Source organism: Pseudomonas sp. FA117 (assembly GCF_057370475.1).
In genome coordinates, this window is record NZ_CM170675.1 from 5,753,735 (window position 1) to 5,774,174 (window position 20,440).

Sequence of the window (20,440 nt, forward strand, 5' to 3'; positions counted from 1 at the left end):
ATGCTAAGCTCGCCGCCTCTCTGGATGTAACAAGCATACCGACGTGTCGTACGAATCCCCGCAAGCAGCCGCTGTCGCGTGGCTGGCGTATTCACAACTGGCGAGCGATCTCGACCAGCGCACCCTCGACTGGCTGTTCGACGAAGGCTCCCTGACCCGTCGCCTGACCCGTCTCTCCCACGACCATTTCCGCGTGACCCCGCTGTTCGAAGGCTGGCAGGCGCTGCGCGACGACGAATGCGCCGCCCTGGGCCTCGCGCCCGGCGCACAGGGCTGGGTGCGGGAAGTCCACCTGCTCGGTCACGACCAGCCCTGGGTGTTCGCCCGCAGCGTTGCCAGCCGCGCGGCGCTGGAGCGCGGCGGCCTTGACCTGGAAACCCTTGGCAGCCGCTCGCTGGGCGAGTTGCTGTTCTGCGACCAGGCTTTCGTTCGCCAGCCCATCGAAGTGTGCCGTTATCCACAGGCCTGGCTGCCCGCACAAACTGCCGGCGCGGACCTCTGGGGCCGGCGCTCGCGCTTCGAGCGCGATGGCCTGGCGCTGCTGGTCGCCGAAGTGTTCCTGCCAGCCCTGTGGCACGCAGACAAGGAGGTATCGCGCTGATGTACCTGAACCTGCTCAAGTCGCTGAACCGCCTGCACCCAAGGGCCTGGGACTTCGTCCAGCTCAGCCGGCTGGACCGCCCCATCGGCATCTACCTGCTGCTGTGGCCCACCCTGACAGCGGTGTGGATCGCGGCCAAGGGCGCGCCGACCCTGGCCAACGTGCTGATCTTCGGCCTTGGCGTGGCCCTGATGCGCGCGGCGGGTTGCGCGATCAACGACTTCGCCGACCGCAAGGTCGACGGCCACGTCAAGCGCACGGCCGACCGGCCACTGGCCAGCGGCCGGGTGAAGCCGCGCGAGGCCGTGGTGCTGTTCGCCGTCCTTACCGCGATCAGTTTCCTGCTGGTGCTGTGCACCAACGCCAGCACCGTGTGGCTGTCGTTTGGCGGGGTGGCCCTGGCGTTCTGCTATCCATTCATGAAGCGCTACACCTACTACCCGCAGGTGGTACTGGGTGCGGCCTATTCGTGGGGCATTCCCATGGCCTTCACTGCGGCGGGCGGCGAGCTGCCGGCCGCAGCCTGGCTGCTCTACATCGCAAACCTGCTGTGGACGGTGGCCTTCGATACCTACTACGCCATGGTCGATCGCGACGACGATCTGAAGATAGGCGTGAAATCCACCGCCATCCTGTTCGGCGAGGCCGACCGGGTGATCATCCTCACCTTGCAGTTGATGTCGCTCGGCAGCCTGCTGCTGGCCGGCAACCACTTCGAGCTGGGCGGCTGGTTCCACCTGGGGCTGCTCGGCGCGCTGGCGTGCTTCGCCTGGGAGTTCTGGTCGACTCGCACGCTGGACCGTGATGCCTGCTTCAAGGCGTTCCTGCACAATCACTGGGCAGGGATGCTGATCTTCATCGGGGTGGTGCTGGACTATGCGTTGCGCTGAAGGCAGGAGCGACGGTTCGCCGCTCCTGCAGAGGCCGCGCACGCTTCAGGGCTTGGCGATATGCCAGACGTCCTTCACGCCATCACCGGTCTTGTCTCCGGCCTTCTTGTCCTTGATGAAGGTGTACAGCGGCTTGCCATCGTAGGCCCACTGCTTCTTGCCATCGTCGCGCTCGATCACCGTCCACTTGCCCTTGGCCGCTTCGTCCTCGGCCTTGACCAGCAGCGGCGGCCAGTTGGTCGCGCACTCCCCGCTGCACATCGACTTGCCCCCGGTGTCCTTGTCGAAGGTGTACAGGGTCATGCCGGCATGGTCGACCCACATGCCGTCCTTCTCCATCGCGTGGTGCGCCGACGCCACCCCCGGCAATGCCAGCGCAGTGAAAAGGGCCATCCAGCTCAGCGTATGTCGTGTCATTGGACTCACCATGGGGTTGCAGGAAAGGGGTTGTCGCACCGCCGCAGCGGCCCTGTGAAGCCTAGCCCAGTCACGCAATGTCGCCAGAACGGCCAACGCCTTGTCACACAGCTGCAATAATTCCGTTATCTAATGCGGGCCAAGACATCATAGATGGGAGAGTTTTGAGCATGGTTGGCAGGAACATCCTGATCGTCGACGACGAAGCGCCTATTCGCGAGATGATCGCCGTTGCACTGGAAATGGCCGGCTACGACTGCCTCGAGGCAGAGAACTCCCAGCAGGCCCACGCCATCATCGTCGACCGCAAGCCGGACCTGATCCTGCTCGACTGGATGCTGCCCGGCACGTCCGGCATCGAGCTGGCCCGCCGCCTCAAGCGCGACGAGCTGACCGGGGACATCCCGATCATCATGCTCACCGCCAAGGGCGAAGAGGACAACAAGATCCAGGGCCTGGAAGTCGGCGCCGACGACTACATCACCAAGCCGTTCTCCCCGCGCGAACTGGTCGCCCGTCTCAAGGCCGTGCTGCGCCGCACCGGCCCGAGCGACAGCGAGGCACCGATCGAAGTCGGCGGCCTGCTGCTCGACCCGATCAGCCACCGCGTGACCATCGACGGCAAGCCCGCCGAGATGGGCCCGACCGAGTACCGCCTGCTGCAGTTCTTCATGACCCACCAGGAACGTGCCTACACCCGCGGCCAGTTGCTCGACCAGGTCTGGGGCGGCAACGTCTATGTCGAGGAACGCACCGTCGACGTGCACATCCGTCGCCTGCGCAAAGCGCTGGGTGAAGCCTACGAAAATCTGGTACAAACCGTCCGCGGCACCGGCTACCGTTTCTCTACCAAGAGCTGACGCGCCCGCACGTTTCGCTGCAAGCCGCTGTACAAGGACTGTCAATTGAACCAGAACTGGCACGCGACCCTGATTCGCCACCTGCTGCTGCTGATCACCGTCTGCCTGCTCGGCGGGCTGGTCAGCGGCCAGTATGGCTGGAGCCTGGCCATCGGCCTTGCGCTCTACCTGGGCTGGACGCTCAAGCAACTGCTGCGCCTGCACGACTGGCTGCGCAACCACCAGCCCGACGAAGCACCGCCCGACGGCTATGGCCTGTGGGGTGAAGTGTTCGACAGCATCTATCACCTGCAGCGCCGCGACCAGCGCGTGCGCGGGCGCCTGCAGGCGGTGATCGACCGGGTGCAGGAGTCCACTGCGGCACTGCGCGATGCGGTGATCATGCTCGACAGCGACGGCAACCTGGAGTGGTGGAACCGCGCCGCCGAGACCCTGCTGGGCTTCAAGACCCCTCAGGATGGTGGCCAACCGGTGACCAACCTGGTCCGCCATCCCCGCTTCAAGGAATACTTCGAAGCGGAAAACTACGTCGAGCCGCTGGAAATCCCCTCACCGATCAACGACCGCCTGCGCGTGCAGCTGCACATCACCCGCTACGGCAACAACGAGCACCTGATGCTGGTGCGCGACGTGACCCGCATCCATCAGCTGGAGCAGATGCGCAAGGACTTCGTCGCCAACGTCTCCCACGAACTGCGCACCCCGCTGACGGTGATCGCCGGTTACCTGGAAACCCTGCTGGACAACGTCGAGGACGTGAACCCGCGCTGGGCCCGTGCCCTGCAGCAGATGAGCCAGCAAGGCTCGCGCATGCAGACGCTGCTCAACGACCTGCTGTTGCTGGCCAAGCTGGAGGCCACCGACTACCCCTCGGACAACCAGCCGGTGGCAGTCGACACCCTGCTGCAGTCGATCAAGGGCGACGCCCAGGCCCTGTCCGGCCCCAAGCGCCAGCACATCACCCTGGAAGCCGCTGCCGGCCTGCGCCTGAAGGGCAGCGAGTCGGAGCTGCGCAGCGCCTTCTCCAACCTGGTGTTCAACGCCGTGAAGTACACCCAGGAAGAAGGCACCATCCGCATCCGCTGGTGGGCCGACGAGCAGGGTGCTCACCTGAGCGTGCAGGATTCGGGCGTGGGCATCGATGCCAAGCACCTGCCACGCCTGACCGAGCGTTTCTACCGGGTAGACTCCAGCCGTGCGTCCAATACCGGCGGCACCGGCCTGGGCCTGGCGATCGTCAAGCACGTGCTGATGCGTCATCGCGCAAAGCTGGAAATCAGCAGCGTGCCGGGACATGGCAGCACGTTCACCTGTCATTTTGCGCCGGCACAATTGGCCACCCACCGGGGCTGACAATCTTCACCCGCACAAGCATCCCCTTTGCTTTTGCGGTCCCAGCCGCTACATTGGATCCCCCGTGCCAGCTTGAGCTGGCACTTTTTTTCTCCCTATTTCAAAGACGGACCCCGTAAAAACTCCATCATGGACCCTTCCCCTGGTATCAGCCTCGCCTCTGTATTCGCCGATTTCGGCATGATTCTCTTTGCCTTGTTCCTGGTCGTGCTCAACGGTTTCTTCGTTGCCGCCGAGTTCGCCATGGTCAAGCTGCGCTCCACCCGCGTCGAGTCCATCGCCGAACTGCACGGCTGGCGCGGCAGCATCCTGCGCAAGGTGCACAACCAGCTCGACGCCTACCTCTCGGCCTGCCAGCTGGGGATCACCCTGGCCTCGCTCGGCCTGGGCTGGGTCGGTGAGCCGGCCTTCGCCCACCTGCTCGAGCCCCTGCTCGCCTACCTGGGCGTCGACAGCCCGGAACTGATCAAGGCCGTGTCGTTCTTCGTCGCCTTCTTCGTGATCTCCTACCTGCACATCGTGGTCGGCGAGCTGGCGCCCAAGTCCTGGGCGATTCGCAAGCCCGAGCTGCTGTCGCTGTGGACGGCGGTGCCGCTGTACCTGTTCTACTGGCTGATGTACCCGGCCATCTACCTGCTCAATGCCAGCGCCAACACCATCCTGCGCATCGCTGGCCAGGGCGAGCCCGGCCCGCACCACGAGCACCACTACAGCCGCGAGGAACTCAAGCTGATCCTGCACTCCAGCCGGGGCCAGGACCCGAGCGACCAGGGCATGCGCGTGCTCGCCTCGGCCGTGGAAATGGGCGAGCTGGAGGTGGTCGACTGGGCCAACTCGCGCGAGGACATGGTGGTACTCGATGCCAAGGCGCCGCTGAAGAACATCCTGGCGATGTTCCGCCGGCACAAGTTCAGTCGCTACCCGGTGTACGACGCCGAACGCGAGGAGTTCACCGGCCTGCTGCACATCAAGGACCTGTTGCTGGAGCTGGCCGAGCTGGATCACCTGCCCGAAAGCATCGACCTCGAAGACCTGGCACGACCGCTCGAGCGGGTGTCGCGGCACATGCCGCTGTCGCAGCTGCTCGAGCAGTTCCGCAAGGGCGGTGCGCACTTCGTGCTGGTCGAGGAAGCCGACGGCAAGGTGATCGGCTACCTGACCATGGAAGACGTGCTGGAAGTGCTGGTCGGTGACATCCAGGACGAACACCGCAAGGCCGAGCGCGGCATCCTCGCCTACCAGCCGGGCAAGCTGCTGGTGCGCGGCGATACCCCGCTGTTCAAGGTCGAGCGCCTGCTGGGGGTGGACCTCGATCACATCGAAGCGGAAACCCTGGCAGGGCTTGTGTATGAATCGCTCAAGCGCGTGCCCGAGGAAGAGGAAGTGCTGGAAGTCGAAGGCCTGCGCATCATCATCAAGAAGATGAAAGGGCCGAAGATCGTGCTGGCCAAGGTGCTGAAGCTCGATTGACGGCGCTGTTCAAGGATTCCCTGCCGTGAAGTCCGGTAGCCCGCCAATCGGGCGGTCGAAGCGGTAGGGAATCGACTCCAGCGCCAGCCCCACATTGCGCTGCACCACGAAATGCAGGTGCGGCCCGCTGCTGTTGCCGGTGTTGCCGGACTTGCCCAGCATCTCACCCTGCCCTACTCGCTGCCCCTCGGCCACCACCACGGAGCCCCGCATCAGGTGCAGGTACACCCCCATGGTGCCGTCTGCGTGGAGGATGCGCACGAAGTTGCCGGAAGGGTTGTTGCCACGTCCGCTCTGGCGGTTTTCCACCTTGACTACGACCCCTCCTCGCGCAGCAATGATCGGCGTGCCCTCGGGCATGGCGATATCCATGGCATAGCGACCCTTGGCACCAAAATGGCTGAAGCGGCCGTTGGGTCCCTGGCTCAACCGGAACGGGCCACCACGCCAGGGGAAGGGGTAGCGAAAGGCTTGTGGCCGTTGAGCGGGGTCGCCCAGGGCATGGCGCAGCTTGGCCCGGTACTTGAGCTGGCCACCCGGTCGCGCCATGACGACACTGAGTACTTGAGTAGAGCGTGGCGCCAGCACCCGCCGGACGATGCGCGGTGCATTGCCGTCACGCGCGTTGGCCAGGCCATCGAGACGCAACTCAACCTCCACCGGAGCGAACAGGTCGTTACGTGCCAGAAAACGTACGCCTGCAGCGAAGGGCTCGGGCTGCAGGCGAACCTGATCGTCGAGGCGTTCGACCATCGGCTCGCGCAGGGCCATGGCTCGTGCGCCAGGGCTCGGTATGTAGGAGTACGACGCTACGCCGAAGGTGTCGGTGGTGCTGTAGAGGGTCATGCCCATGCCCGGTGCCGAAGCCAGGAGCAGGGACAGCAGCAGGCAGGCGCGCATGATGGTGGCTTTTTGACAGTTGTTATGCCTTGAGCCTAGCAGCGGGTTTTGGCAGGGGAATGACAGTTGGTCGGGTGATCGTGTCGCTTCGAATCTGACCCGACATCTGCAGGAGCGACCTTGTGCCGCTCCTGGAGGCCGGACGCAGTGGATCAACCGCCCGGCGTGAAGTGCTTCTGGGCAGTCCCGCGGGCAATCAGCCGCGACAGGTAGTCGAGCTTCTGCGCATCCTGGTCGACGAACTTGAACGTCAGTTGCAACCAGTCGCTCTCCGGCTTGGGCTCGAGCGCAGCGATGGCATGCAGGTAGCCGTTCAACCGCGCCACCTCGGCGTTCTCGCCCTGCTCAAGGTCGAGCACCGCGCCTTCGAGCACCTGCGGCAGGGCCGCGCTGCGGCGCACCACCAGCAACGCTTCCTTGAGGCTCAGGGCCTTGATCACGCAGGGCTGGATCCCGCTGGACAGGCGCAACTGCCCCTGTCCGCGCCCGGACTGGGCTGCCGCGGCAGCACTCTGCGGCGCCGGCGCACTGATCAGTGGCTTGGCAGCGGCGCTCGGCGCAGGCGTCGGCGCCACCTTCACAGCCTCCGGCTTGCCGCCGGTCAGGGCGCTCAGCGAGTCGTTGGCGAACGCCGAATTGACCCGTGCCGGCGCACCGGCCACCAGGGCCTCGAGCTTGCCGATCTTGGTCAGGGACTTCTTAACCTTGGTCAGCAGCTGTTCATTGGTGAACGGCTTGCCGACGAAGTCGGAGACGCCGGCCTGAATGGCCTGGATCACGTTCTCCTTGTCACCACGGCTGGTCACCATGATGAACTGCAGGGCTTTCATCTCTTCCTGCTGGCGGCACCAGGTCAGCAGCTCGAGGCCGGACATCTCCGGCATCTCCCAGTCGCACAGGACCAGGTCGAAACGTTCCTTGCTCAGCATGGCCATGGCCTTGCGGCCGTTGACCGCGTCTTCGATGACCATGCCCGGGAAGGCATTGCGCAAGCACTTCCTCACCAGATCGCGGATGAACGGCGCATCGTCCACGACCAGCACATTGACTTTACTCATCGATACTCCTCTTGAATCCCGACTAGCATACCGCCGACTGATGGCAATTTGCCAAACCACTGGTCACGCCGGGACGTCTGAAGCATGTTCGCGGGTGCCTGCTGTATCTGCCACAAACGAAAACGCCCGGACGAGGCCGGGCGTTGATGCTCGGGAGCAATACTACTTATCGTCCGGTTCGCTCGGAACATTAGCCTTTTCGAGAATCTCGGCGATGTCGCCCTCCACCTCGGCCTTCATGCGTTTGAGGCCCATGTGGCGCACGTCGGTACCCCGCACCAGGTAGATCACCAGCGCCGAAATGTTGCGTGCGTGATCGCCGATACGCTCCAGCGAACGCAGCGCCCAGATGACGCTCAGCACCCGCGAGATCGAGCGCGGATCTTCCATCATGTAGGTCACCAGCTCGCGCAGGGCGGTCTTGTACTCGCGGTCGATGGTCTTGTCGTATTGCGCCACCGACAGCGCCAGCTCGGCATCGAAACGGGCGAAGGCGTCCAGCGCGTCACGGACCATGTTGCGCACCTGGTCACCGATGTGCCTGACCTCTACATAGCCACGCGGCGACTCGCCCTCCTCGCACAGCTGGATGGCGCGACGGGCGATCTTGGTCGATTCGTCGCCGATGCGCTCCAGGTCGATCACCGACTTGGAGATGCTGATGATCAGGCGCAGGTCCGACGCCGCCGGCTGGCGACGGGCGAGGATACGTACGCACTCCTCATCGATGTTGCGCTCCATCTGGTTGATCTGCTCATCGACTTCGCGCACTTGCTGGGCCAGGCCCGAATCGGCCTCGATCAGCGCGGTGACTGCGTCGTTGACCTGCTTCTCCACCAGCCCACCCATCGCCAGCAGGTGGCTGCGCACTTCCTCGAGCTCGGCGTTGAACTGCTGGGAGATGTGGTGGGTAAGGCTTTCTTTGTTGATCATCGTTCTTTGATCCCTGAATCCTGTAGGAGCGGGCTTGTCGGGGCGCCAAACCACCGCGCTGCTAGCCGTAACGCCCGGTAATGTAGTCTTCGGTCTGCTTCTTCGCCGGGTTGGTGAACAGCGTGTCGGTATCACCGAACTCGATCAGCTTGCCCATGTACATGAAGGCGGTGTAGTCCGAGACGCGCGCCGCCTGCTGCATGTTGTGGGTGACGATGACGATGGTGTACTTGGACTTCAGCTCGTAGATCAACTCTTCGACCTTCAGCGTCGAGATCGGGTCCAGCGCCGAGCAAGGCTCGTCGAGCAGCAGGACTTCAGGCTCGACCGCGATGGTACGGGCGATCACCAGGCGCTGCTGCTGACCACCGGACAGGCCCAGTGCCGAGTCGTGCAGGCGGTCCTTGACCTCGTCCCACAGCGCTGCGCCCTTGAGCGCCCACTCCACCGCCTCGTCGAGCACGCGCTTCTTGTTGATGCCCTGGATACGCAGGCCATAGACCACGTTTTCGTAGATGGTCTTGGGGAACGGGTTGGGCTTCTGGAACACCATGCCCACGCGGCGACGCAGCTCGGCCACGTCCTCGCCCTTGCGGTAGATGTTGTTGCCGTACAGGTTGATGGCGCCTTCCACCCGGCAGCCATCGACCAGGTCGTTCATGCGGTTGAAGGTGCGCAGCAGGGTCGACTTGCCGCAGCCGGACGGGCCGATGAAGGCAGTCACGCGCTGCTTGGGGATGTTCATCTGCACATCGAACAGTGCCTGCTTGTCGCCGTAGAACAGCGACAGGCCGGGCACTTCGATGGCCACGGTTTCTTCGGCCAGGCGCAGGCTCTGCTTGTCGCGACCCAGGGCCGACATATCGATGCCGTGGGAGTGGGATTCGTGCTGCATGGTCAACTCCATACGCTATCAATTCGTTTCAAAAGGCTGCCCAGTCAGGATCAGCTGTCGAGCGCCTTGTACTTCTCGCGCAGGTGGTTACGGATCCACACCGCCGAGAGGTTGAGGGTCGCGATTACCAGCACCAGCAACAGCGCCGTGGCGTACACCAGCGGCCGTGCGGCTTCGACGTTGGGGCTCTGGAAGCCGACGTCGTAGATGTGGAAGCCCAGGTGCATGATCTTCTGGTCAAGGTGCAGGTAAGGGTAGTTGCCATCCACCGGCAGCGATGGCGCCAGTTTCACCACACCCACCAGCATCAGCGGCGCCACCTCGCCTGCGGCGCGGGCCACGGCCAGGATCATGCCGGTCATCATGGCCGGGCTGGCCATCGGCAGGACGATCTTCCACAGCGTCTCGGCCTTGGTCGCCCCGAGCGCCAGCGAACCTTCGCGCACGGTCCGCGGGATCCGCGCCAGGCCTTCCTCGGTGGCGACGATCACCACCGGCACGGCCAGCAGCGCCAGGGTCAGCGACGCCCACAGCAGCCCGGGCGTGCCCAGGGTCGGCGCCGGCAGCGACTCGGGGAAGAACAGCCGGTCGATCGAGCCCCCCAGCACATAGACGAAGAAGCCCAGGCCAAACACGCCGTAGACGATCGCCGGAACGCCGGCCAGGTTGTTCACCGCGATGCGGATCAGCCGGGTCACCGGCCCTTGCCTGGCGTATTCACGCAGGTACACCGCTGCCAGCACACCGAACGGAGTGACGATCACGGCCATGATCAGGGTCATCATCACGGTACCGAAGATCGCCGGGAAGATCCCGCCCTCGGTGTTGGCCTCGCGCGGGTCGTCACTGAGGAATTCCCAGACCTTGCTGAAGTAGGCGCCCATCTTGGTCATCGCCGACATGCCGTTCGGCTGGATGGCATGCACCACCTTGCTCAGGTTGATCTCAACCTGGCGGCCGTTGGCATCACGCGCCACCAGGCTGTCACGGGCGAAGGCCTGGTGCAGGCCGGTCAGGCGATCCTCGATGGTCTTGTAGCGGCTGTTCAGCTCGGCGCGTTCAGACTCGATATCGGCCTGGGCTGCGGCATCCAGCTTGCCCTGCAACTCCAGCTTGCGGCTGTGCAGGCGCAGGCGCTCGAGGCCGTGGTTGATCGAGCCGATGTCTTTCTTCTCGAGCGATACCAGTTGATCATTCAGGTCGCTGGCGCGCTTGAGACGATTTTGCAGTTCATTCCAGGCGCTGGGGCCTTCGGCGACCACACGGCCCTCTTCCTTGACGCTGACCAGGTAGCCGTAGAAGTTGCCCCACTCGCGGCGCTCCAGGGCGATCAGGTCGGCGGGCTTGCGCTGGTCCACCAGCCACTCGCCGACCAGCCAGGTGAAGTCGCTGCCATTGAGGTCGCGGTTGCCGACCTTGACCAGCTCCCGGGTCATGAACTCGGGGCCTTGGTCAGGCACCGGCAGGCCGGCGCTCTTGAGGCGCTCGCGGGGTACTTCTTCCTTCTGTACCACTTCGCCGACGATCACATGATCGGCCTGGCCAGGCACCTTGTAGGTGGCCTGGACCAGGTCGGCCGGCCAGAAGTGGCCCAGGCCGCGAACAGCGATCACGGCGAGCAGGCCGACGGTCATGATCACCGCCATGGCGACCGCGCCACCGCTGATCCACACGCCGGGCGCACCGCTCTTGAACCAGCTGCTGAGGGAATCCTTTTTCACGGATCTCTACCTTTCTATCAAAGCGACGAGTATTTCTTGCGCAGACGCTGGCGAATCAGCTCGGCCAAGGTGTTCATGATGAAGGTGAACATCAGCAGCACGAGGGCGGCGAGGAACAGCACACGATAGTGGCTGCCGCCGACTTCCGATTCGGGCATTTCCACGGCCACGTTGGCCGCCAGGGTGCGCATGCCCTCGAACAGGTTCAGCTCCATCACCGGGGTGTTGCCGGTGGCCATCAGCACGATCATGGTCTCGCCCACCGCCCGGCCCATGCCGATCATCAGCGCCGAGAAGATACCCGGGCTGGCGGTGAGGATGACCACGCGGGTCAGGGTCTGCCAGGGCGTCGCACCCAGCGCCAGCGAGCCCAGCGTGAGACTGCGCGGCACACTGAACACGGCGTCTTCGGCAATCGAATAGATGTTCGGGATGACCGCGAAGCCCATGGCAATACCGACCACCAGGGCGTTGCGCTGGTCGTAGGTGATTTTCAGGTCGTGGCTGATCCACAGGCGCATGTCGCCGCCGAAGAACCAGCTTTCCAGGTACGGGCTCATGTACAGGGCGAACCAGCCGATCGCCAGGATCACCGGGATCAGGATCGCCGCCTCCCAGCCATCCGGGATGCGCAGGCGGATCGACTCCGGCAGGCGGCTCCACGCGAAACCCGCCACCAGGATGCCGATCGGCAGGATCAGCAGCAGGCTGAACACCCCTGGCAGGTGGCCTTCGAGATACGGCGCCAGGAACAGGCCGGCGAAGAAGCCGAGGATCACCGTCGGCATCGCCTCCATCAGCTCGATCACCGGCTTGACCTTGCGGCGCATGCCCGGTGCCATGAAATAGGCGGTGTAGATAGCTGCGGCGATCGCCAGCGGCGCTGCGAGGATCATCGCGTAGAACGCGGCCTTGAGCGTACCGAAGGTCAGCGGCGAGAGGCTCAGCTTGGGCTCGAAGTCGGTGTTCGAAGCAGTGGACTGCCAGACGTACTTGGGTTCGTCGTAGTTCTCGTACCAGACCTTGCCCCACAGCGCACTGAAGGACACTTCAGGGTGCGGGTTGCGCAGGCTCAGCGGCAGCAGCTTGCCGCCTTGCTCGATCATGATGCGGTTGGCGCGCGGCGACAGGGCCAGCACACCGGCGCCCTCGGCGACCGGCTCGACCAGCAGGGTGCGGTGCGCGGTGCTGTGGAACACCCCGAGCTTGCCTTCGCTGTCCAGGGCAATGAAGCCCTTGCGACGCTCCTCGGCATCGATCTGGGCGATGGGCGCCTTGCCCAGCTGGAAGCTGCGGATCAGTTTGAAGCGCGACTCGCCATCCGGGTCGCGGGCCATGAACCACTGGCTCAGCCCGCCCTTGGAGTCACCGAAGATCAGCGAGATACCACCCACCAGCTGGCCACTGGCGGTGATCTCGGCGTTGCCGTCCTCGAGCAGCTTGTAGCGACCGTTGAGGCTCTTGTCGCGCAGGCTGAAGACATCGGCGGTGGCGCGTCCGTTGACCACGTACAGCCACTGCTGGCGCGGGTCGATGAAGATGTTCTTCACCGTCTGGGTCATCTGTGGCAGAGCGATGCGGTTCTGCTCGGTGGTGACGTCGCCGGTCATCATGTTCTCAGTGCGCGACAGCTCCATCACCTGCAGTTGCGCGCCGGTGGAGCCGGCCAGCAACAGGGTGTCGCCATTGAGGTTGACGCTCACATGCTCCAGCGCACGGCCCTGTTCGTCGAGCAGGAACGGCTCCTGGCCATAGGGGTAGTCGATACCCGCATTGATGGTCTTCTTGTTGTCCGGGTAGGTGATCTTGTAGGTGTGGTGGAACACCAGCGCCTGGCCATTGGACAACCCCAGCACCACCAGCGGGCTGCCCGGCTGGTCGGTACCGATCGAACTGACCGTGGCACCTGCCGGCAAAGGCAGGTCGACGCGCTTGAGTTCGGCACCGCTGCGGGTGTCGAAGAACAGCGCCTGGCCCTTGTCGGAAACGCGCATGCCCACGAGGTTCTGCTCCTCGAGGGCGATCATCAGCGGCTTGCCGGCATCCTGTTGCAGCCAGGTCGGCTCCAGGGCTTTCTTGCTGGTCAGCTCGGCGCCCTGGAACAGCGGCAGCACCACGTAGGCCAGGTAGAAGAAGATCAGGGTGATGGCTGCCAGTACGGCAAGCCCGCCCACCAGGACATACCAGCGGGTCAGGCGGTCCTTCAACACGCGCAGGCGGCGCTTGCGTTGCAGCTCGGGCGTATTGAAATCAATGCGCACGGGAGGGGAGTTCGGGGTCATTGTGGAATTGGCCAGATCATTCATGCGCACACCCTAGCGGTCCCGTATGACAGAAACATGACAGTACAGTGACGCGACAAAGCCCGCCGCTCAGGGGACCTGGCTTCGGACTGGGGAAAGTCATGGAAGGGGCCAGCCCTGTGGCCGCCCCCTTCCGGGTAACACTGCTTACTTGTGGGACAGGCCCAGGTCACCCAGGGTCTTCTCGACCACTTTGGCCGGCAGCGGGATGTAGCCATCCTTCACCACGACCTGCTGGCCTGCCTGCGACAGGACCAGTTTCACGAACTCGGCTTCCAGCGGGGCCAGAGGCTTGTTCGGTGCCTTGTTGACGTAGACGTACAGGAAGCGGGACAGCGGGTAGGTGCCGTTCAGGGCGTTGGCTTCGTTGTCTTCGATGAACTCGCCGCCTTCCTTCTTGGCCAGGGCTACGGTCTTGACGCTGGCGGTCTTGTAGCCGATGCCCGAGTAGCCAATGCCGTTCAGCGAGGAGCTGATCGACTGTACGACCGAGGCCGAGCCAGGCTGTTCGTTGACGTTAGGCTTGAAGTCGCCTTTGCACAGGGCTTCTTCCTTGAAGTAGCCGTAGGTGCCCGACACCGAGTTGCGGCCGAACAGCTGGATCGGCTTGTTGGCCAGATCGCCGGTCACGCCGACGTCGCCCCAGGTCTTGATCTCGGCCTTGCCACCGCACAGGCGGGTGGAGGAGAAGATGGCGTCGACCTGAGCCATGGTCAGGCCCTTGATCGGGTTATCCTTGTGCACGAACACGGCCAGGGCGTCGACGGCGACCGGGATGGCGGTCGGCTTGTAGCCGTACTTCTGCTCGAAGGCCTGCAGCTCGACGTCCTTCATCTTGCGGCTCATCGGGCCGAGGTTGGCGGTACCCTCGGTCAGCGCGGGCGGCGCGGTGGAAGAACCGGCAGCCTGGATCTGGATGTTTACGTTCGGATATTCCTTCTTGTAGGCCTCGGCCCACAGAGTCATCAGGTTCGCGAGAGTGTCGGAACCGACGCTGGAGAGGTTGCCCGATACGCCAGTGGTCTTGGTGTAGGTCGGGATAGCAGGGTCGACAGCGGCGACCGCGTTGGCGGCAGCGACGCCAGCGGCGGCAAAGGTGAGGGCCGCCATCAAACGCTTCAGTTTCATGCCTTGCTCCTAGCAGGAATATTGGGTGTGTTGGATGGAACGGGGCCCAGTATCTGCAGGCCGCATGAACACGATATGACCCAATTATGACAAATGGATGAAAGGCCATCATTGCTAGGGGAGACGCGCCCTGCCATTGCGAGAGGGACGCGATGCGGCGCTCTCGCAACAACCACTGCGGCGTCGGTCAGGTCAGCGCTTGTTGACCAGCAGGTACAGGCCTACGCCAAAGCCCACGGCGCAAAGGCCGGCCACATAGTAGGCCGGCGCCATCGGGCTGAACTTGAGCAACGCCGTCACCACCATCGGCGTCAGCCCACCGAAGATGGCATAGGCGACGTTGTAGGAGAACGACAGCCCACTGAAGCGCACCACGGCGGGGAACGCCTTGACCATCACATAGGGCACCGCTCCTACCAGGCCGACGAACAGACCGGTAATGGCGTACAGCGGGAACAGCAGGTCGGGCCGGGTCGGCAGGCTGTGGTAGAACGCCCACGACGAGGCCAGCAGCGCCAGGCTGCCGATCACGAACACGCGGCCCGCGCCGAAGCGGTCGGCCAGGCTGCCAGCGCCGATGCACCCCACGCTGAGCAGGACGATGGCCAGGCTGTTGGCCTTGAGCGAGTCGGTGGGACTGACGTGATAGAGGCTCTGCAGTAACGCCGGAGTCATCAGGATCACCACCACGATGCCCGCCGACAACAGCCAGGTCAGCAGCATCGACAGGATGATCGCGCCACGGTGGTCGCGCAGCACCGCGCGCAGCGGCAGCTCCTCGGCCAGCGCCTTGCGCTGCTGCATTTCGGCGAACACCGGGGTTTCGTGCAGCCAGCGACGCAGGTACACGGCGAACAGGCCGAACACACCGCCGAGCAGGAAGGGAATCCGCCAGGCATAGTCGGCCACTTCTTCAGGGCTGTAGACCGTGTTGATCAGGGTCGCCACCAGCGAGCCCAGCAGGATCCCGGCGGTCAGGCCTGCAGTCAGGGTGCCGCAGGCATAGCCGGTGTTGCGCGCCGGCACGTGCTCGGACACGAACACCCAGGCGCCCGGCACCTCGCCACCGATGGCGGCGCCCTGCACCACCCGCATCAACAGCAGCAGGATCGGCGCCCACAGGCCGACCTGTGCATAAGTCGGCAACAGGCCCATGATCAGGGTCGGCAGCGCCATCATGAAGATGCTCAGGGTGAACATCTTCTTGCGCCCGAGCAGGTCACCGAAGTGGGCCATGATGATGCCGCCCAGCGGGCGCGCCAGGTAACCTGCGGCAAAGATGCCGAAGGTCTGCATCAGGCGCAGCCATTCGGGCATGTCGGCGGGGAAGAACAGCTTGCCCACCACCGTGGCGAAGAACACGAAGATGATGAAGTCGTAGAACTCCAGGGCTCCGCCCAGGGCGGACAGTGAGAGGGTCTTGTAGTCACTGCGGGTCAGCGGCCGCGAGGGCTGCTCGATACTGCTCGGCACGGAGGTCATGGATCGTCTCTTGTAGGCAGGCCGCTTGTGCTGCGGCTTGTGGCGCGGGAGTGGGCAAGATACCAAATTGCCGCGCATGGCTCATAGAGGTACAAAAACGCTACAGATATTCACCAATGTGCGGTCGTCGCTGATCGATAGCGTCTATATACTGCGCTCTTCGTAGGAAAAGGTTGCTTACGATGTGGGATGTTGTGCGAAAACGCCGGTCTTTATGTGCAGGCGGTTTCGCAGAGTTTCCCTTTGGCCGCCAACCGCAGCGAAATCAGCGTAGTATGTTTCCGGCTGAATCGTTTTTCAGGGCGTCCGTCACCGCGCCAACCAACGAAGCGTCACGGGTCAGAGGCCCCACGACATGATTGAGCTCGAACAAGAAGATCCTATCCCGCAGGGCGACCTGGCCCTTCAGATCACCGCCCTGCCGCGTGAAACCAACGGCTTCGGTGACATCTTCGGCGGCTGGCTGGTCGCCCAGATGGACCTGGCCGGCACCGCCATGGCCAGCCGTGTCGCCGGTGGCCGCGTCGCCACTGTTGCGATCGACCGCATGGCCTTCCTGGTGCCGGTGGCCGTGGGCGCGCAACTGTCGTTCTACACCCAGACCCTGGAGATCGGCCGCAGCTCGATCCAGATGATGGTCGAAGTCTGGAGCGACGACCCGCTGTCGAGCGAATGGCGCAAGGTCACCGAAGCGGTGTTCGTCTTCGTGGCCATCGACGGCAGTGGCCGCACCCGCTCTGTCCCTCGTCGCTGAGCCTGGCGCGCGGTAAACTCGTTGCAGGCTTCGAGGTCCAACGGCCTCACCTGCAATCCACGAGACGAGCGCATGGCTACCTTCAAGGTCGACACCGAGCAACATGGCGAACTCAACTGCTGGCGCATCACCAGCCAGCACGCCGAACTCCTGATTGCCCAGCAGGGCGCGCAGATCCTCAGCTACCAGCGTATCGGCGAAGAACCCGTACTGTGGCTCAGCGACCAGGCCATCTTGCGCCAGGGCAAGTCGGTACGCGCGGGCGTGCCGGTTTGCTGGCCTTGGTTCAGCAACTTCCAGCGCAACCCCGACTCGGTCAAGGCCATGTATCACGGCAGTGAGGCACCCGCCCACGGCCTGGTGCGCGGGCGTGACTGGCAGTTGCTTGGTGTCGAGGAAGTCGGTGAAAACCTGCGTATCGAGTTCGACCTGCCCGAGGCTCAGGGCCAACTGCCCGGCTGGCCACACAAGGTCGAGCTACGCCTGGTGGTCGAGCTGGGCGAGCACTTGCAGGTCTCGCTTTGCAGCCGCAACCTGGACGATGCCAGCGTCACGCTCAGTCAGGCACTGCATAGCTATTTTGCCGTCAGCGACGTGCGCCAGGTGCAGGTGGAAGGCGTCGAGGGTCTGCCTTACATCGAGACCCTGGAGAATTGGGAGCAGCGCACCCAGCAAGGGCCACTGGACTTCGCCGGCGAAACCGACCGCATCTACCTGAACGCTCCCGAACACCTGACGATCGTCGATCCGCAATGGAAGCGGCGCATCACCCTGCACGCCACCGGCTCACGCAGCGCGGTGATCTGGAACCCCTGGACCGAACGCGCCCGCGATTTGCCCGACATGGCCGACGATGGCTGGCAGCGGATGCTGTGCGTGGAGACGGCGAATGTGTGGGATGACGTGGTGGAGCTCAAGCCTGGAGCCAGCCACGTGCTGCGGGTGGTGATTGGCCACGAAGCGCTCTGATTCGACAGGACACCGCAGCCCCTGTAGGAGCGGGCTTGCCCCGCGCCTACAAGAACCGGGTCGGGCTCACAGATCGGCGTCCTCGACCACCCTCACCTTGCCCGCTTCCAGTGCATAGGCGGCATCGGCCAGGTCGTTGCTGACCTTCTCGATCTTCAGCGTCCCGGTCACCCACAGCGGCGTGTAGATATCGGCGATCTTCAAGCCCTTCGGGTAACGCACCAGCACCAGCTGGTTCGGCGGCGGCGGCGGCACGTGGATACAGGCGCCCGGATAGGGCACGAGGAAGAACAGCGTGCTGTTGCCCTTGGCATCGCTCTCCAGCGGCACCGGGTAACCGCCCAGGCGGATCTGCTTGCCGTTCATGGCCGCCACGGTCTTGGTCGAATACATCACCGCCGGCAGGCCCTTGCTCTGCTTCAGGCCGCCCTTGGCGGTGAAGGTGCCCATGGCTTCGGGGGAGTTGTGGTCGATCTCGGGCATCTGCTCGAGGGCCTTCTGGTCCGACTTGGGCATCAGCTCCAGCCAGTCGGTTTCGCGCAGCTCGGCATGGGCCAGGGCGCTGGCCAGCAACAGGGGAAGGAGGAAGAACGCACGCATGGCAATGCTCGGCAACTCAAGTGAATTGCCGCGCATTCTAGCCTGTGTTCAGCGCTTCTTGATGAATCCGTAGATCACCAGCAGCACGATGGCACCGACCAGGGCACCGAAGAAGCCCGCAGCCTGCCCGGCCTGGTAGATCCCCAGGGCCTGTCCGCCGTAGGTGGCGACCAGCGAGCCGGCGATGCCGAGGAGGATGGTCATGATCCAGCCCATGCTGTCGTCCCCGGGTTTCAGGAAACGCGCCAGCAAGCCGACGATCAGGCCGATGAAGATGGTTCCGATGATGCCCATGGCAATCCCTCTGCAGTGAAGATGGAACACGCCAAAGCCTAGACAGCGCTTTGGCGTGTTGCCATGTCAGAGGGCACGCAGCGGGCAGAAGTTCGATCAGCCGGCGATCAACGCCTCTACTTCGGCGATCTTGGCCTCGAGGGTGGCCATGTCCTTGCAGCGCAGGGTGGCGTGACCGACCTTGCGGCCCACCTTGAACGCCTTGCCATAGTGATGCAGGTGGCAGTCGTCGATGGCCACGACCTTGTCCACCGCCGGCACTTCGCCGATGAAGTTGAGCATGGCGCTCTCGCCGACCTTGGCGGTCGAGCCCAGCGGCAGGCCGGCGACTGCCCGCAGGTGGTTCTCGAACTGGCTGCACTCGGCGCCTTCGATGGTCCAGTGCCCGGAGTTGTGCACCCGCGGCGCGATTTCGTTGGCCTTGAGGCCACCGTCGACCTCGAAGAATTCGAAAGCCATCACGCCGACGTAGTCGAGCTTGTGCAGCACCCGGCCTACGTAGTCTTCGGCCAACGCCTGCAGCGGATGCGCGGCGCTCGCCACCGACAGGCGCAGGATGCCACTGTCGTGGGTGTTGTGCACCAGCGGGTAGAAGCGCGTCTCGCCGTCGCGGGCGCGCACGGCAACCAGCGACACTTCGCCGGTGAATGGCACGAAGCCTTCGAGCAGGCAAGGGACGCTGCCCAGCTCGGCGAAGGTATCGACCACGTCTTCTGGGGTGCGCAGGACCTTCTGGCCCTTGCCGTCGTAACCCAGGGTGCGGGTCTTGAGCACGGCCGGCAGGCCGATGCTGGCCACGGCGGCGTCGAGGTCGTCCTGCGAGAGGATGTCGGCGAAGGCCGGGGTCGGGATCCCCAGGTCGCGGAACATGCTCTTCTCGAACAGGCGGTCGCGCGCGATGCGCAGGGCTTCGGCGCTCGGGTAGACCGGCACGAACTGCGAGAGGAAGGCCACGGTCTCGGCCGGGACGCTTTCGAACTCGAAGGTCACCAGGTCGACTTCGTCGGCCAGCTGGCGCAGGTGGTCCTGGTCGCCGTAGTCGGCCCGCAGGTGCTCGCCCAGCGGCGCTGCACAGGCGTCCGGCGCAGGGTCGAGGAAGGCGAAGTTCATGCCCAGCGGAGTCCCCGCCAGGGCCAGCATGCGACCCAACTGGCCGCCACCGATTACACCGATCTTCATGTCGTCAGCCTCAAGCCTGGCGTGGGTCCGGGTTGTCCAGCACGGTTTCGGTCTGCTCCGTGCGGAACTGCTTGAGCGCCGCATGATACTGCGGGTACTTGGCGCCCAGGATGCTCGCCGACAGCAGTGCGGCGTTGATCGCCCCGGCCTTGCCGATGGCCAGGGTGGCGACCGGGATGCCGGCCGGCATCTGCACGATCGACAGCAGCGAATCGACACCCGACAGCATCGACGACTGCACCGGCACGCCCAGCACCGGCAGGTGGGTCTTGGCGGCACACATGCCCGGCAGGTGCGCAGCACCGCCGGCGCCGGCGATGATCACCTCGATGCCGCGGCCTTCGGCCTCGTCGGCGTACTGGAACAGCAGGTCCGGGGTCCGGTGGGCGGACACCACCTTCACCTCGTAGGGAATGCCGAGTTTTTCCAGCATATCGGCGGTGTGGCTAAGGGTGGACCAATCGGACTTGGAGCCCATGATCACGCCAACCAGTGCACTCATCGTCGAGCCTCTTCGCTTGTGCGCCCTTGGGCGCCGTCAAAAAACAACAAGCCACGCGGGACGACCGGCGTGGCTTGTTTGCTGATCACGACCGGAAACGCATCCGGTCAAGGGGCCGCGCAGTATACCGT

20 protein-coding genes are annotated in these 20,440 nt (G+C 64.3%); 7 read left to right on the plus strand and 13 right to left on the minus strand.

Annotated features, from left to right (window positions below):
• Positions 1-43 precede the first annotated feature (43 nt).
• Together AC1TXO_RS26270 and ubiA are read left to right on the plus strand one after the other, a co-directional pair.
• Positions 44-601 carry a chorismate--pyruvate lyase family protein gene (locus tag AC1TXO_RS26270; RefSeq protein ID WP_486404410.1) on the plus strand — a complete coding sequence of 186 codons (558 nt, stop codon included), beginning with the start codon at positions 44-46 and terminating at the stop codon, positions 599-601.
• Entirely contained in the window at positions 601-1,491 is an 891-nt protein-coding gene (ubiA, locus tag AC1TXO_RS26275) for a 4-hydroxybenzoate octaprenyltransferase (protein WP_486404411.1), read from the plus strand. Before AC1TXO_RS26270 ends, ubiA begins: the two co-directional genes overlap by 1 nt.
• Positions 1,492-1,536: 45 nt before the next feature.
• On the opposite strand, the gene AC1TXO_RS26280 is transcribed toward ubiA, so the two are convergent.
• Complete coding sequence (locus tag AC1TXO_RS26280; protein WP_486404412.1) at positions 1,537-1,908, minus strand: COG4315 family predicted lipoprotein; 372 nt, start codon at positions 1,906-1,908, stop codon at positions 1,537-1,539.
• 170 nt (positions 1,909-2,078) lie between these two features.
• On the opposite strand from AC1TXO_RS26280, the gene phoB reads away from it, so the two are divergent.
• The 3 genes from phoB (at position 2,079) to AC1TXO_RS26295 (ending at position 5,591) form a co-directional block, all read left to right on the plus strand.
• Positions 2,079-2,768: a phosphate regulon transcriptional regulator PhoB gene (gene phoB, locus AC1TXO_RS26285; RefSeq protein WP_003253341.1), complete on the plus strand. Its 690-nt coding sequence runs from the start codon at positions 2,079-2,081 to the stop codon at positions 2,766-2,768.
• Positions 2,769-2,813: 45 nt separating this feature from the next.
• Complete coding sequence (phoR, locus tag AC1TXO_RS26290) at positions 2,814-4,121, plus strand: phosphate regulon sensor histidine kinase PhoR (protein WP_486404413.1); 1,308 nt, start codon at positions 2,814-2,816, stop codon at positions 4,119-4,121.
• 129 nt (positions 4,122-4,250) lie between these two features.
• Complete coding sequence (locus AC1TXO_RS26295) at positions 4,251-5,591, plus strand: hemolysin family protein (RefSeq protein ID WP_486404414.1); 1,341 nt, start codon at positions 4,251-4,253, stop codon at positions 5,589-5,591.
• Between the two features lie 9 nt (positions 5,592-5,600).
• On the opposite strand, the gene AC1TXO_RS26300 is transcribed toward AC1TXO_RS26295, so the two are convergent.
• The 8 genes from AC1TXO_RS26300 to AC1TXO_RS26335 all read right to left on the minus strand — a co-directional run bounded on the left by AC1TXO_RS26300 (position 5,601) and on the right by AC1TXO_RS26335 (position 16,011).
• Positions 5,601-6,491 (minus strand): M23 family metallopeptidase, encoded by an 891-nt coding sequence (locus AC1TXO_RS26300; protein ID WP_486404415.1) that lies wholly within the window; start codon positions 6,489-6,491, stop codon positions 5,601-5,603.
• Positions 6,492-6,643: 152 nt separating this feature from the next.
• Positions 6,644-7,549 carry a response regulator gene (locus tag AC1TXO_RS26305; protein WP_486404416.1) on the minus strand — a complete coding sequence of 302 codons (906 nt, stop codon included), beginning with the start codon at positions 7,547-7,549 and terminating at the stop codon, positions 6,644-6,646.
• A 162-nt stretch (positions 7,550-7,711) separates the two neighbouring features.
• Positions 7,712-8,482, minus strand: coding sequence for a phosphate signaling complex protein PhoU (phoU, locus tag AC1TXO_RS26310; RefSeq protein ID WP_486404417.1), 771 nt, complete (start codon positions 8,480-8,482; stop codon positions 7,712-7,714).
• Between the two features lie 61 nt (positions 8,483-8,543).
• Positions 8,544-9,377 carry a phosphate ABC transporter ATP-binding protein PstB gene (gene pstB, locus AC1TXO_RS26315; protein ID WP_486404418.1) on the minus strand — a complete coding sequence of 278 codons (834 nt, stop codon included), beginning with the start codon at positions 9,375-9,377 and terminating at the stop codon, positions 8,544-8,546.
• A gap of 50 nt (positions 9,378-9,427) precedes the next feature.
• Positions 9,428-11,098: a phosphate ABC transporter permease PstA gene (gene pstA, locus AC1TXO_RS26320; protein WP_486404419.1), complete on the minus strand. Its 1,671-nt coding sequence runs from the start codon at positions 11,096-11,098 to the stop codon at positions 9,428-9,430.
• Between the two features lie 17 nt (positions 11,099-11,115).
• The gene (locus AC1TXO_RS26325; protein WP_486404420.1) at positions 11,116-13,404 is read right to left on the minus strand and encodes an ABC transporter permease subunit; all 2,289 of its coding nucleotides are present in this window, start codon (positions 13,402-13,404) and stop codon (positions 11,116-11,118) included.
• A 144-nt stretch (positions 13,405-13,548) separates the two neighbouring features.
• Positions 13,549-14,529 (minus strand): phosphate ABC transporter substrate-binding protein PstS, encoded by a 981-nt coding sequence (locus tag AC1TXO_RS26330; protein WP_054892958.1) that lies wholly within the window; start codon positions 14,527-14,529, stop codon positions 13,549-13,551.
• A 192-nt stretch (positions 14,530-14,721) separates the two neighbouring features.
• Entirely contained in the window at positions 14,722-16,011 is a 1,290-nt protein-coding gene (locus AC1TXO_RS26335) for an MFS transporter (RefSeq protein WP_486404421.1), read from the minus strand.
• A gap of 355 nt (positions 16,012-16,366) precedes the next feature.
• Between AC1TXO_RS26335 and AC1TXO_RS26340 the strand changes: the two genes are divergently transcribed.
• Positions 16,367-16,765 carry an acyl-CoA thioesterase gene (locus tag AC1TXO_RS26340; protein WP_003253317.1) on the plus strand — a complete coding sequence of 133 codons (399 nt, stop codon included), beginning with the start codon at positions 16,367-16,369 and terminating at the stop codon, positions 16,763-16,765.
• Between the two features lie 72 nt (positions 16,766-16,837).
• Positions 16,838-17,734 (plus strand): D-hexose-6-phosphate mutarotase, encoded by an 897-nt coding sequence (locus AC1TXO_RS26345; RefSeq protein ID WP_486404422.1) that lies wholly within the window; start codon positions 16,838-16,840, stop codon positions 17,732-17,734.
• Between the two features lie 66 nt (positions 17,735-17,800).
• Here AC1TXO_RS26345 and AC1TXO_RS26350 read toward each other — a convergent pair whose 3' ends face one another.
• The 4 genes from AC1TXO_RS26350 to purE form a co-directional block, all read right to left on the minus strand.
• Entirely contained in the window at positions 17,801-18,334 is a 534-nt protein-coding gene (locus AC1TXO_RS26350) for a DUF3299 domain-containing protein (RefSeq protein WP_486404423.1), read from the minus strand.
• A 48-nt stretch (positions 18,335-18,382) separates the two neighbouring features.
• On the minus strand, positions 18,383-18,628 hold the full coding sequence (locus AC1TXO_RS26355; RefSeq protein ID WP_054892962.1) for a GlsB/YeaQ/YmgE family stress response membrane protein: 246 nt from the start codon (positions 18,626-18,628) through the stop codon (positions 18,383-18,385).
• Positions 18,629-18,724: 96 nt separating this feature from the next.
• Positions 18,725-19,807, minus strand: coding sequence for a 5-(carboxyamino)imidazole ribonucleotide synthase (locus tag AC1TXO_RS26360; RefSeq protein WP_486404424.1), 1,083 nt, complete (start codon positions 19,805-19,807; stop codon positions 18,725-18,727).
• 10 nt (positions 19,808-19,817) lie between these two features.
• Positions 19,818-20,309 carry a 5-(carboxyamino)imidazole ribonucleotide mutase gene (gene purE, locus AC1TXO_RS26365; RefSeq protein ID WP_486404425.1) on the minus strand — a complete coding sequence of 164 codons (492 nt, stop codon included), beginning with the start codon at positions 20,307-20,309 and terminating at the stop codon, positions 19,818-19,820.
• Positions 20,310-20,440: the final 131 nt, after the last annotated feature.

Bases quoted from the DNA above. Each gene is read 5' to 3' on its own strand.
- ubiA (WP_486404411.1), top strand. From the start codon at position 601: ATGTACCTGAACCTGCTCAAGTCGCTGAACCGCCTGCACCCAAGGGCC.
- AC1TXO_RS26280 (WP_486404412.1), bottom strand. From the start codon at position 1,908: ATGACACGACATACGCTGAGCTGGATGGCCCTTTTCACTGCGCTGGCA.
- phoB (WP_003253341.1), top strand. From the start codon at position 2,079: ATGGTTGGCAGGAACATCCTGATCGTCGACGACGAAGCGCCTATTCGC.
- AC1TXO_RS26295 (WP_486404414.1), top strand. From the start codon at position 4,251: ATGGACCCTTCCCCTGGTATCAGCCTCGCCTCTGTATTCGCCGATTTC.
- AC1TXO_RS26300 (WP_486404415.1), bottom strand. From the start codon at position 6,491: ATGCGCGCCTGCCTGCTGCTGTCCCTGCTCCTGGCTTCGGCACCGGGC.
- AC1TXO_RS26305 (WP_486404416.1), bottom strand. From the start codon at position 7,549: ATGAGTAAAGTCAATGTGCTGGTCGTGGACGATGCGCCGTTCATCCGC.
- phoU (WP_486404417.1), bottom strand. From the start codon at position 8,482: ATGATCAACAAAGAAAGCCTTACCCACCACATCTCCCAGCAGTTCAAC.
- pstB (WP_486404418.1), bottom strand. From the start codon at position 9,377: ATGCAGCACGAATCCCACTCCCACGGCATCGATATGTCGGCCCTGGGT.
- AC1TXO_RS26325 (WP_486404420.1), bottom strand. From the start codon at position 13,404: ATGAATGATCTGGCCAATTCCACAATGACCCCGAACTCCCCTCCCGTG.
- AC1TXO_RS26330 (WP_054892958.1), bottom strand. From the start codon at position 14,529: ATGAAACTGAAGCGTTTGATGGCGGCCCTCACCTTTGCCGCCGCTGGC.
- AC1TXO_RS26335 (WP_486404421.1), bottom strand. From the start codon at position 16,011: ATGACCTCCGTGCCGAGCAGTATCGAGCAGCCCTCGCGGCCGCTGACC.
- AC1TXO_RS26340 (WP_003253317.1), top strand. From the start codon at position 16,367: ATGATTGAGCTCGAACAAGAAGATCCTATCCCGCAGGGCGACCTGGCC.
- AC1TXO_RS26345 (WP_486404422.1), top strand. From the start codon at position 16,838: ATGGCTACCTTCAAGGTCGACACCGAGCAACATGGCGAACTCAACTGC.
- AC1TXO_RS26350 (WP_486404423.1), bottom strand. From the start codon at position 18,334: ATGCGTGCGTTCTTCCTCCTTCCCCTGTTGCTGGCCAGCGCCCTGGCC.
- AC1TXO_RS26355 (WP_054892962.1), bottom strand. From the start codon at position 18,628: ATGGGCATCATCGGAACCATCTTCATCGGCCTGATCGTCGGCTTGCTG.
- AC1TXO_RS26360 (WP_486404424.1), bottom strand. From the start codon at position 19,807: ATGAAGATCGGTGTAATCGGTGGCGGCCAGTTGGGTCGCATGCTGGCC.
- purE (WP_486404425.1), bottom strand. From the start codon at position 20,309: ATGAGTGCACTGGTTGGCGTGATCATGGGCTCCAAGTCCGATTGGTCC.